Raw genomic sequence first — 12,698 nt, 5'->3', positions numbered from 1 at the left:
ATCAGAGCCATGCGGATGGAAATAGCGGATAGAGCGTCTCGTCAGAGTAGAACCAATGTCGGAAAATTATGGCTCATTTTATTAACAACAACTGCAATTCAAATGGGCAATCCGGTTGTTTCAACCGCCTATGCTCAACAAAATAATGTAAGCTACTCTATACCATCCGGATCATTGGGCGCTGTAATTTCCAGCTTTGGCGACCGTTCTGATCTTCAGGTTCTTTATCCTGCAGATCTCGTGCGCGGTAAAGTCTCGCGCGGTCTGTCCGGAACCATGAGCCGCGAGGAGGCATTATCAAAGTTGCTTCAGGGCACGGGTTTGTCTTTTAGTTTTACAAATGCAAATACTGTGACAATCACCAGCGCTGCTGCATCTGCCCCAAATGCACAAGCAGGTCCTGACGGCGCCCTTCTGCTAGAGACAATCACGATCAGTGGCGGGAGCATCAGCAATTCAGACCGCCCTTATGAAACTGCCGGATCCACATCATATATCAGCGCAGAACAAATCCAGATTGTGCCACCTTCAAGCACCGGCGATATATTGCGTAGTGCGCCCGGTGTATTCTCAGCAGGCAATCGTACAGGGCAGGCTCTGGATGTAAATATCCGCGGATTACAAGGCATGAACCGTGTCGCCACACTGGTGGACGGTGCCCAGCAAAACTCCTCCACCTATCGCGGCTATAAAGGCATGACGAGCCGTACTTTTGTTGATCCGGAATTTATCGGCGGCATTGAGATACAAAAAGGTCCTCCTTCCGGCGCTTTAGGCAGTGGCTCTATGGGCGGCGTTGTTAATATGCGCACGATCAATGCTGATGATATCATCATTAACGGCAAAGCATATGGCATAAAAATTAAGGGAGGCATTGCCGGAAACAGCATCAATCCAGGGTCTTATATTGTTCCGCCGAACACTCTGTCTCCGCGTTTTGGTGGTAATGACTGGCTGAATAGTGGCAGCCATATCGGCAGCATTGCTGTTGCGACCAAAACCGAAGACTATGAACTGGTTGGTGCCTTTGCTTATCGGCGTAACGGCAATTACTTTGCAGGCAAAAACGGAGAAAAACTTGTAAAGCGCTTCACCTTCGGCGGAAGATCCTCCTGGGGGCCAATGTCCGCTTACAAGCCGGGCAGCGAAATATTCAACACTTCACAGGATACGAAATCTGTCTTGTTGAAGGGTAAGTTTAATTTCGAAAACGACCAGTCTCTTGAACTCGGATACGTCCGGTATGACAGTACCTATGGTGAAGAATACGGGGATATGAATAACCCCGCTTCTATCCTTAGCTCTCCTCCGTATCAGGCTAATCTTAGCCGGGCCAAATCGGATATGTACACAGCCAAATACGTCTGGAACCCCGAGGATAATGATCTCGTCAATTTACAGGCGAATATCTGGCATACGCGCTTGTCAGACAACTGGGCTGCAATCGAAGTTCTGAATGGCGCTCCCAGTGACACCAAAACTGACACGACCGGCGTGGAAATTTCCAATGCCTCTGACATCGATACAAGTTTAGGTATCTTCGATATTAAATACGGCGCTTCCTACTCCTATGAAAAGGTCTCGCAAAATCCGGGAACGGATTTGGGGATGGAAGGTACGCGCGCGGTGGGTGCAGTTTTCACCAATATAGATTATAAACCTGCCGACTGGCTAACCCTCAACGCGGGTCTGCGCTATCAGGGATATAAAACATCAGATGACAGTAAAGAAAACCCTGTTGCAGGTCTTGATGGGACACGCCTTACCCCAAGACTTGGCGTGACTGTCGAGCCGTTGGATGGATTCCAGCTTTTTGCAAATTATGCTCAGGGCTGGCGTCCCCCAAGTGTGCGTGAAACGGTCTTCACCATGCCCGGCCTTATCGAACCTAACCCGTTCCTAAAACCGGAGCGCTCAGAAAACTATGAGATAGGCCTCAATTATCTTGGCGATAATCTGTTACTTGACGATGACAAGCTCCGTTTTAAGCTAGCCTATTTCAATAATAGCTATGACGACTACATCATCAGATCCTATGGCAATCGCACGGGGCTGCCTCTTAATTACAGAGTTTACGCCAATATTGACGGAGCGAAGTTCAAAGGTGTTGAACTCTCGATGTCCTATGACACCGGCATGTTCTTTGCCGATGCGAATTTAAATCACTACACAGATGTCCAATATTGCTTTGCAGCGCGTGCAGGTGCGACTGCAACTTGCGTTGAAAACACCCCGCCTGACGACTATCAGGGCACCTATGTTCCTCCGCTTTACAGTGGATTGCTGACCGTTGGGGCACGCTTTCTGGATGAGAGCCTGACAATTGGCGGCCGCGTTAATTTCTCTGGTGAGCGTGCAGTCAAGCGCAGCGGCGTGGGCACTGTGCAAAGTGAATGGCGCTCTTATCAGGTTTATGATGCATTCATGTCCTATGAAGTTAATAAAAACCTCTCCTTCAATGCCAGCATTGAGAATATTTTCGATCTTTACTATCTCGATGCAATCAGCGAAGCGCTCACCCCCTCACCGGGTCGTACTCTACGCTTAAGCGCAACAGCCCGTTTCTGATTGCATTGCCAGTGACAAAACCGGAGTGTTGTCTTTTTATTATGCATGCACCTTATTTCATTGAGGGCGTCATTGTTCCGAATATCACGTAACACTGCATTACCTATCTCAATGTAAAATTTTACGATGATAAAAGGCCAAAGCATTTCACATTCAAGTTAGGCACTTGAATGACATGACAATGCGTCAAACCAAAGAATCTAGAGCGTGTTTAATCTTACGCATGATACTCGCTCTAGATTCTTTTACGTCCTGCATATTCGCGAAGGCTCAATGAACTCATTTGAGCCGGGCATAGTTTGTTAATTCAAACTCTATTCTGTTGCTGATGTCGGACGCAGTGATCTGTTCGTCACGCCCGAAACAGGAAGCCAGACGATTAAAATTAAATGATTTTGCCGTTGGAAGCTCGCACAGGCGCTCATGTGAACGCATCAGATCTGAAGTATACATGCAAAAACCCTGAAAGAAACATCAGGTCACGTATCAGGGCTGCCGGCATAGCTCTGCGCTATTTTATTGAAAATACGCGTCTTATGAAAATTTGAGAGGGATTGTGGCCGCTTCAGGGCTGCATACAGAGCTTTTTCGGCAAGTTTTCTACTTAAAACGATGATTATGACAATTTGATGCCTGATGGCACCTTTTACCAGCATGAATAAGCAACGCAGCTATGCAAATTTGTCTCTGCTCATTTCGGATCAACAGGGCTATATACAACTCAACAAACAACGACATAAAATTTTCTAGGTGAGAAACATGAACCTGATCCGCTCTTACAACAACTGGCGCCGTTACCGCAGCACAGTAAACGAACTGAACCGCCTCTCAACACGCGAACTGAATGATCTCGGCATCCTGCCTGCAGAAATTCCGTTTGTGGCTCGCAAGGCAGCTCAGCGCTAATAGAATTCCCGAGATATCGGACCTGAGCCTCCCTCCTCCTCCCAACTCAGGTTCGATTGAAGACCGGTCTCCCTCCTCCCAACCGGTCATTCATTGTAACGCCCGATGCTCCTCCCAGCGTCGGGCGTTTACTTTTTCAAGCCTGCTATTATTGCTTTAATGGCTAAGCAGCCCTGTTCATCAAAGATGAATATAGGCAAAGCCCTGCATTTGCAGATGGCCAAGCTCTGCAACACCACTTGGCACCACATCCTGATCTGTCGCGCCGTAAATACCTGCGAGTTTCATATTACGTCCACGCAATGTATTGGCACAGACCAGAAAGCGAACGCCCTGTTCGCATAAGCTATCAAACCGCTGTTTCAAAACAGCGTCTTCTTGCACAATGGCAAACAAATCCAGCCCTGCACCATGACAGACGACATGAATCGTAAAAGCCGGTTTTTCAGCAAGCCCAGCGCATAAAGCATTCACATGATTGGTGAGGGAAGTGAGCAAAGCCGTCATGTAGGCTTTTGTCTCGACCGGAGAGGCATGAACCGAAGCCCCGTTATTATGATAAACGACCCGCTGTTCAATTGTCTGATAGCGATTATGTATCAGCGGGTCATTCATTTTCATATTCCTGTTATGTACTCTTATTTAGCCGCTTTTTCTCGCGCGCGCGCATCAGCCACGGCCATTTTGAAACCGGCATAATCCAGTGCCATTGCACGGAAAGGGCCAATCAGATGGGTTGGTGTGCCTTCAACGCCAATGGACTCGGCCTGCGACATCACCCGCTGTAATTGCGAAGTGATTTTGCCATTGTTCTTATTCAGATCAGCCTGAAGACGCTGCATATCAATGCCCGAAGCTTTCACCGCATCAAGCATGGCCTTTCTTGAGACTTTGCCGCCCGGAATAGCCATCAACGCCTTATGCACGAGATCATATTTTCCCTGAAATTGCGCTGCCAATGCCAATTGCGAGCCATAAACCGAAGATTCAGTCAGGATCGGCCACTCTTTATAGACCAGACGGATATTACCGTCCTCTTTGACAACTTTTGCCAGATCAACGCCGGACTTTTTGCAATAAATGCAATTATAATCAGTAAAAACGACAATCGTCAGATCGCCTTTCGGATTACCGCCCACAGGTGCTTCAGGATCGTAAAGAATACCATTCAGATCCACGTCCTGCGCCAAAACTGCCTGCTGCCCGGCGAGCAAAAAAGAAGCACTCAGAGCGATACCGGATGAGAGTTGAAGAAACTGGCGGCGTTGCATGAGGTTCTCCTGTAATGCAATCTGTCGATCCAGACCATTTCCGGTTTAAACTCAACCATGCGAAATGCTCTGCCTGTTTGTTATGATAGCCCGCGAAGACCATTCTCAGTCTTCGCGGGCGTTTTCGATATAAATACTCAGAGGCCGAGAGCCTGCAACCGGCTGTTCAGCTTATCCGGCGTCAGCTCTCCGATAATACGATTTTGTTTCTGCTCGGTTGCGGTATGTGCTTCCAGAAACATCAGCGTTGGCGGCCCGACAACATTAAAGCGCTGCATCAGATCACGGTTTGCATCGGAATATTCGGTAATATCCGCCTTGATCAACGTCAGGTGCCCAAGTCTTGCCGCATATTCCGGCTGTTTCATCACTTTTTCATTGCTTTTACAGGTCACACACCAATCCGCTGTGAAATCCACCATGACCGGCTTGCCACTTGCGACTGCTTCACTCAATGCCTGATCATATTCAGCTGTGGTTCTGACAATTTTGGCCGGCTGCGCCACGACACTTTGTGCAACCTGTGTTCCATTACCCTGCAAAAATGCCAGGGGCTGCCACGGATCAGTCGAACCGCCCGCAAAACCAACCATCAGCAATGTGCCGTAAATCAAAGCGGCAATACCGGTGGTTTTTTCCAACCGCATCATCACCGTGCTTTTGGCACTCAAGCGGTCAAACACGCCAAGGAACACACCGCAAGCCAGCGCCGTCAGTGCCAGCAGCAGCATCGCATTTTCATCAGACAGCAAGCGCAGGATCATATAGAGCGCCAGCCCCAGAAATACGACGCCAAAAATCTGCTTGATTGTATTGAGCCAAGGGCCGGATTTCGGCAGGAATTTAGCCCCAAAAGTACCAAAAATAATCAGCGGTACGCCCATCCCCAGACCGAGCGCGAACAAAGCCGAAGCGCCGCGCACGGCATCGCCGGTTTGCGCAACATAGAGCAGCGCGGCAGCAAGAGGCGGTGTTACACAAGGGCCGACAATCAGCGCGGAGCCAAAACCGAGCACCAGCGCACCGCTGATTGCCCCGCCTTTGCCTGCTGTTTTGCGGCTGAAAAAATTTGTCCAGCCTTGCGGTAATTGCAGCTCATAATAACCGAACATAGAAAAAGCGAGCGCAACAAAAACCAGCGCCATAAAGCCCAACGCATAAGGTGTTTGCAATGCGGCCTGCAAATTATAGCCGGACCACGAGGCCGCAAAACCGAGCAAAGCATAGGCCGCTGCCATTGCCACCACATAGGCCGTAGACAGCACAAAACCACGACTGGACGATAGTTTTTCACCGGATTTTGCCAGCATTCCTGAGAGGATCGGAATCATCGGGAAAACACAAGGTGTGAGCGCTAAAAGCAGGCCAAAACCAAAGAATCCGGCCAGCATCAGCGTGAAATTCGAACCAAGCCATGCATTCACATCCTCTGCACTGGCATCTGTAAGACTGGCCCAGAAACCTGTTTCAGCCGGTTCAGCACTGGTTGGAGCAGCGGGAATATCTGTTGCAGTGTCTTCCGTCCCCGACAAATCTATTGTCGGCAATTGTGCGAGCGATTGACCTGCTGTCCCGTTGCTCTGCGACAAACCGCCAAAACCCAGCGCGACTTTTGTCACTTCAAGCGTTTGCAGATCAAGCGATTTGGTGACCGGCGGATAGCATATGCTGTCTTCTTCACAGCCCTGCCAGCGGATCAGCAATTTCCCGTCTTGCGGCAAATCCTTTTCAGGCACCTGCGCAAAAGCATGATTATACAAAACTTCGGTGTTTCCGAAGTTCAAATCTTCTTTAACGACCCCTTCATTCACATCGAGAGGCACCAGCGTGCCATCCGGCTTTTCGATCTGAATCTTATCACGATACATATAAATTTTAGGCGCAATATTCCATTGCAGTTGCAGGGCGTTCTTCTCATCGCGCGTGACGGTCAGTTGCATAACTTCGTCAACGCTGCGCACCGATTGCGCCTGAGCAGGGAATAGTGGCGTGAAAACAGCAGATATAATAAGGCCTAAAAAAAGCAGGCTGAAAAGCTGTCTGGAAAAATGTCGGATCATATTATCCCGCGGGTCTGGTAATTTTCATGCGATTACAGCGGTTCCAGCTAAAACTGAATCGTTGGAATCGCTGTAACTGTTTGTTTTTACGCATTATCCGACGCAAAATCGCTTCGCACTTTTGCTGGAAATGCTATAAATAAAGAAAGATCATGCCTGTCCAATTAGATAGGCAGTGATCTGTGACAATGTCCATACTATCCTATGACCTTAAGTCAGCCTTAAGGCAGAAAAGCCAAATCTGGCAATGCAACAGTAACAAGATTGCTGTGATATCGCAGTCATGGTTAAAACCAGCTCCCTGTTGAGGCAACCGCAACTATGGTCGATGGTTCAGGAGAATATTATGCGCGTTCTGGTAGTTGAAGATGATCCGGTTCTGTCCAACGGTCTTAAAGTCGGCTTGGGTCTTGCCGGTGCGACGGTCGATCAGGTCTCAACTTGTGCGGACGCGCTGGCGGCACTGGCTTCCTCCACTTTCGACGCGATTGTGCTTGATCTGATGTTACCGGATGGTTCCGGCCTGGATGTTCTCAGGAAAATGCGCTCTGACAAAGATCCGACACCGGTCTTGCTGCTGACAGCACTGGATGAAACCTCTGACCGCATTGCCGGTCTCGACAGCGGTGCCGATGATTATATGGGCAAACCTTTTGATCTCGATGAGCTGGCTGCAAGGGTCAGGGCAATCGCGCGGCGTGGTGCAGGACGTGCGCGCGCCATTATGGTTGCCGGTGATGTCGAACTTGATCCGTCAAGCCTCAATGCCAAGGTCAAAGGTGAGCGCGTACCCTTATCACGCAGGGAATTTGCTGTGCTTTCTGCTTTGATGGAGCGACCGGGCATTATCCGCTCCAAAAGCGATATTGAGGAAAGACTCTATGGCTGGCAGGAAGAGGTTGAGAGCAATACCGTTGAAGTGCATATTCATAACCTGCGCAATAAAGTTGGCCGCGAAGCCATTGAGACCGTGCGCGGCCTCGGCTACCGGATGCGGGTAACATAATGACTTCACTACATAAAAGACTGTTCATTATTCTGGTTACTGCGACCGGCATTATCTGGGCAAGCGCTGTTGCCTGGACTTATTTCAACAGCCGCAACCAGCTTGAGCATGTGCTGGATACGCGTTTGCAGGAAGCCGCACGCATGGTGCATTCCCTGCTCGGCAATGCCTCCACAGGCATGAATACGACAAACGCTATCAGCCTCGCGCATGAGCATGGCAATTATGAGCGCTATTTGTCTTGCCAGATCTGGTCACTTGACGGAGAGCTGGTCGGTAGTTCAACCGGCGCGCCTGATATTAAAATCACCGGTAATAGCACCGGCTTCTCCGATGAGATCGTTCAGGGTGAGTTATGGCGCGTTTATACCATCGTTGATCCGGCCAAAGGCGTGCGGATTCTTGTCGCTGACCGTCTGGCCTTGCGTGACCGCCTCGTCGGCGATCTGGTGAAAGGTCTGGTTGCACCAATTATTTTAATTCTGCCTTTGCTCGGCCTGCTGATCTGGATCAGCCTTGGTCGCGGGTTGCGGCCGCTGCATGAGCTGGCCGATAACGTCCGCCAAAAAGATGCCGATGATATGCGTCCGCTGCCTGCAGGCAATATTCCTTCCGAGGTCAAACCGCTGGCTGATGCTTTGAATGGGCTGTTTATTAAGGTCGAAGCCGCCCGTCGTCATGAGCGCGAAGTGACTGCTTTTGCTGCCCACGAATTGCGCACACCGCTCGCAGGTCTCAAAACGCAGGCACAAATTGCACTGGCTGCGGCTGATCCGGCCATTAAAGAAGGTGCCTTGCAGCAAATTTTGCTCTCGGTTGACCGTACCACCCGCTTGGTACGCCAACTACTGGCGCTTGCGAAGCTGGATTCTGATGCCTCACCGGTCACACCGGAAAAGGTCAATCTCGGGCAACTGGTTGAGGAAATTATCGCGCAGAACACTGTCGCCGGTCGCAAAATCAATAATCATATTGATCCCGCTCTTTTTGAAAGCACCCTGCAAACCGATCGTCACAGTCTGACCCTGATCCTGCGTAACATCTATGAAAATGCTACGCATTATTCGCCAGCGGAAGAAGCCATCCGTTGGGAAAGCCTGAACAATGGTAGCGGTATTGTTGTGCGCGATTGCGGCAATGGTGTTGCAGAAGAGGAAATTCCGCTTCTGACCACCCGTTTCTATCGTGGCAGCAATAAAAGCCAGACCGGCACCGGTCTTGGCCTGACAATTGTAGAAACAGCGGCCAAAAGGCTTGGCATCAGCTTCGCCTTACGCAACCGCACAGACAGACGAGGCATGGAAGCAGAATTACGCTGGGCATAAACGCCCTTTGTGCACCCAAGAGGACGCAAACGACCATGCTCCTAATTGAACTTTGTGTGCATAATCCTACCCTCTGAAAGGAAAATCAGTGAACCGGACAGGCAGATCTATCCTGTTTATTCTGATTTTTCTTCTGTTTTGGGTCACAGTGACGCCATTCATAGATTTGCGCGATCCGACGATCCTGCTGGCAGCCGAACAAGGCAATATTCTTCAACAGCTCATTTCGCTGTCCTTATTTGCCGCTTCAGGGCTGTATTTACTGAGCCACCGGCAAATCGCTCTCAAAATGCTGTCCCCGCTGCTGATAGTCTTACTCTGCTGGCAGTTTATCACGGTATTTACGTCTGATTATTCTGATATTGCATTTCGTCGCTATATTTTCAGCATGACAGTGCTGGTGACAGCAATGGCCTGGGTCATCCTGCCTGAAAACACGCAGCATTTTCAGAAAATGATCAAATATCTCAGCTTATTTATCTTGCTGCTGTCCTATTTCGGCGTTATTTTCATGCCGGAAGTATCCATTCACAATATGTCGGAAGTTTTAGAGCTGGCGAATGCCGGCTCATGGCGCGGGCATTTTGCGCATAAAAATATCGCGGGGCCCGCGATGATTGTGCTGATCATCTATAATCTCTATTTGCTGCGCAAAGATGATTTCCTGATACCCGCGATTAACATCATCTTAGCAACGATTTTTCTGATCTATTCCAATAATAAAACCTCAATCGGGCTAATCGTAGTGGCATTGCTTGTAGCCGAAGCTATTCGCTTTGCACGATTACTGCCGCTGCAATTTCTGGCCTTTATTGTTCCTGTTGGTCTAATGGCTCTGCTGACAGTCGGAACTGTTTTAAATCCGTCCCTGCTCGATTTCGTCAGCAGCACAATGTCAGATCCGAGTTTTACCGGTCGTGACGCCGTGTGGAAATTTGCTTTTGAACAGATTCGTGAACATCCCTGGATCGGGTTCGGCTATGATACATTCTGGAATATGTCGCATCTGGTGAATGGCGGCTATGAAATTGAGACATGGGCTGCCAGAGCTGGTCACGCCCATAATGGCTATATCAACCTGCTGCTCACGACAGGCATTGTCGGTGTGACGTTATTTGCGGTCTGGATGTTGTTCTGCCCGCTGCTGGATTATAATCGCTCTCAGAAAAACGGCAATGATCCGGCGCTTGCAACAATGTATCTGCGCATCTGGGTGTTCATGATGCTCTATGCCAATCTGGAATCACCGTTTTTTGCTCCCCGTGGTCAGGTCTGGTTCTCGCTGCTGGCTGCGGTCATGGCACTGCGTCTGCATGCACGTGTCAAAACCCGCTAAACGGCCGATATGCACTGCTTTATCCGGTTCATGATGATTTAGCAGCACAATGTGATCAGTATTCATCACAAATCATTCCGCTGCTTGTTGACTAAGCTCAATTTTCAAACTGTATTTCTGTGATCTTATATCCGTTGGGAGACGGGTTAAGACAGCAGTTAACTGCAAGTAGGGTGATCCGGGAGGGGCCGGGGCGACATCTGTGCGGTTACAGTCACTGCAGGCGAACATTATTGAGGAAATGTCGGCTATGAATCATAAAAACAATCACCGGACGGGCGGAGAGATCCTGATTGATGCGTTGCGCATCAATGGCGTGGACAGAGCATTCTGTGTGCCAGGTGAAAGCTATTTGGCAGCGCTCGATGCATTGCATGATGCAAAAGAAGATATTGAGCTGATTGTCTGCCGTCAGGAGGGCGGCGCAACATACATGGCTGAGGCCTATGGCAAGCTCACCGGCAAACCGGGCATCGCCTTTGTAACCCGCGGACCGGGTGCTACCAATGCCTCTGTGGGTGTGCATACGGCATTTCAGGATTCCACCCCGATGATCCTGTTCATCGGACAGGTTGCCAGCGATCAGGTTGAGCGCGAAGCCTTTCAGGAAGTCGATTACCGCCGGATGTTTGGCCAGATGGCCAAATGGGTTGTGCAAATTGATGATGTTGCCCGTATACCGGAGCTGGTTTCACAGGCGTTCCACCGTGCGGTGAATGGCCGTCCGGGCCCAGTTGTTGTCGCTCTGCCGGAAGACATGCTGACAGATCATGCCAGTGTCGCTGATGTACCAGCGCATAAAAAGATCGAAATTTCTGCCGGAACCGAACAGTTACAGGATTTAACTGAGCTTTTGCAACAGGCGGAGCGCCCTGTGGTTATGCTCGGCGGCAGCGGTTGGGATAAACAGGCCGTCGCTGATATTGAAGCCTTTTGTACATCCAATAATCTGCCTGTCGCCACTTCTTTCCGCTGTCAGGATCTCTTTAACAACGCACTGAGCAATTATGCCGGTGAGCTGGGAACTTCAGCCAGCCCGAAACTGATTCAGAGCATTAAAGACAGCGATTTATTGCTGGTAATCGGTGCGCGTATCGGTGAAATGACCAGTGCGGGCTATACGATGGTCAATATTCCTGTACCGGATCAGAAGCTGATCCATGTGCATAGCGGCGCGGAAGAACTTGGCCGCGTTTATTATCCGACCCTGCCAATCAACGCGACAATGGTTGCTTTTGCCAAACAGTTACGGGCACTTGGTAAGATCGGCACCGATAAATGGGCCTCATGGACGGCTGAGCTGAACAAGAATTATAATGATAATCTGCAACATGCACCAATTCCGGGCAATGTACAGATGGGTGCAATCATGCAGTGGATGCGGGCAAATCTGCCTGAGGACACAATCATGACCACCGGTGCCGGCAATTATACGGCGTGGCCGCATCGTTTCTATCAGTATAAAACATTCCGCACGCAGCTCGGCGCAACCAACGGCTCTATGGGCTATGGTGTACCGGCGGCAATTGCCGCCAAACTGACAGAACGTGATCGCACCGTGATTGCTTTTGCCGGTGACGGCTGTTTCCTGATGAATGGTCAGGAACTGGCAACCGCCATGCAATATGATGCCCGCGTTGTCTTCATTGTCGTGAATAACGGCATGTACGGCACCATCCGTATGCATCAGGAACGCACCTATCCGGGTCGTGTTTCCGGTACTGCGCTCGCAAATCCTGATTTTGCAGCTTTGGCGCAAGCCTATGGCCTGCATGGCGAAGTGGTTGCAAATACGGATGAATTTGCACCAGCCTTTGAGCGCTCTGTCGCTTCCGGCAAACCAGCGCTAATTGAAATTCGCATTGATCAAGAAGCAATCACACCGAAAATGAGCCTCAGCGCGATGCGTGAACAGGCTTTGGCTGCACAAAAGAGCTGACACTTTAGAGATTAGAGCGGTTCCTATTGAAACATTGGAACCACTCTATCTCACTATTTTGGCTCGGATCTTTCTCCGAAGATTGTTTCACATTTTTCGGGGTATGCTCAGTTACTACCCTCTGCCCTCCTCTGAGAAGGGCAGAGGTTTTTTTATAAGACGGGCGGACTGCACAAGAGAATGCATGTCTGCGCATCAAATAATGACCAGTTTGTTCTGACGCAAAGACGCTTTCTGCCGCTTCATTAAAGTCCGTTGCATACATCGCCCGATGGCATTGCCACTGC

Annotated in this window: 9 protein-coding genes; 6 read left to right on the top strand and 3 right to left on the bottom strand. The window is 49.8% G+C overall.

Annotation, left to right across the window (positions count from 1 at the left end; genetic code table 11):
* The first annotated feature begins 102 nt into the window (after positions 1 to 102).
* The gene (locus QUF18_RS07455; protein WP_289386459.1) at positions 103 to 2,568 is read left to right on the top strand and encodes a TonB-dependent receptor; all 2,466 of its coding nucleotides are present in this window, start codon (positions 103 to 105) and stop codon (positions 2,566 to 2,568) included.
* 759 nt (positions 2,569 to 3,327) lie between these two features.
* Positions 3,328 to 3,474, top strand: a complete 147-nt coding sequence (locus QUF18_RS07450; protein ID WP_075656864.1) for a DUF1127 domain-containing protein — start codon at positions 3,328 to 3,330, stop codon at positions 3,472 to 3,474.
* Between the two features lie 180 nt (positions 3,475 to 3,654).
* On the opposite strand, the gene QUF18_RS07445 is transcribed toward QUF18_RS07450, so the two are convergent.
* The 3 genes from QUF18_RS07445 to dsbD form a co-directional block, all read right to left on the bottom strand.
* Positions 3,655 to 4,089 carry a DsrE family protein gene (locus QUF18_RS07445; protein ID WP_289386458.1) on the bottom strand — a complete coding sequence of 145 codons (435 nt, stop codon included), beginning with the start codon at positions 4,087 to 4,089 and terminating at the stop codon, positions 3,655 to 3,657.
* 23 nt (positions 4,090 to 4,112) lie between these two features.
* Entirely contained in the window at positions 4,113 to 4,745 is a 633-nt protein-coding gene (locus QUF18_RS07440) for a DsbA family protein (protein ID WP_289386457.1), read from the bottom strand.
* A gap of 137 nt (positions 4,746 to 4,882) precedes the next feature.
* A complete protein-coding gene (gene dsbD / locus QUF18_RS07435; RefSeq protein ID WP_289386456.1) occupies positions 4,883 to 6,805 on the bottom strand; it encodes a protein-disulfide reductase DsbD in 1,923 nt (640 codons plus the stop codon).
* A 346-nt stretch (positions 6,806 to 7,151) separates the two neighbouring features.
* Here dsbD and QUF18_RS07430 point away from each other — a divergent pair, with 346 nt between their 5' ends.
* The 4 genes from QUF18_RS07430 to QUF18_RS07415 all read left to right on the top strand — a co-directional run bounded on the left by QUF18_RS07430 (position 7,152) and on the right by QUF18_RS07415 (position 12,411).
* Entirely contained in the window at positions 7,152 to 7,811 is a 660-nt protein-coding gene (locus QUF18_RS07430) for a response regulator (protein WP_289386455.1), read from the top strand.
* Complete coding sequence (locus QUF18_RS07425) at positions 7,811 to 9,136, top strand: ATP-binding protein (RefSeq protein ID WP_289386454.1); 1,326 nt, start codon at positions 7,811 to 7,813, stop codon at positions 9,134 to 9,136. The genes QUF18_RS07430 and QUF18_RS07425 overlap by 1 nt, the downstream gene beginning before the upstream one ends.
* 88 nt (positions 9,137 to 9,224) lie before the next feature.
* The gene (locus QUF18_RS07420; protein ID WP_289386453.1) at positions 9,225 to 10,472 is read left to right on the top strand and encodes an O-antigen ligase family protein; all 1,248 of its coding nucleotides are present in this window, start codon (positions 9,225 to 9,227) and stop codon (positions 10,470 to 10,472) included.
* Between the two features lie 250 nt (positions 10,473 to 10,722).
* Complete coding sequence (locus QUF18_RS07415; RefSeq protein WP_289386452.1) at positions 10,723 to 12,411, top strand: thiamine pyrophosphate-binding protein; 1,689 nt, start codon at positions 10,723 to 10,725, stop codon at positions 12,409 to 12,411.
* Positions 12,412 to 12,698: the final 287 nt, after the last annotated feature.

This window comes from Pseudochrobactrum kiredjianiae (assembly GCF_030362795.1).
GTDB lineage: Bacteria > Pseudomonadota > Alphaproteobacteria > Rhizobiales > Rhizobiaceae > Pseudochrobactrum > Pseudochrobactrum kiredjianiae.
The sequence above is the reverse complement of the archived record's forward strand: the minus strand, read 5'-3'. Positions and strand labels throughout refer to the sequence as shown.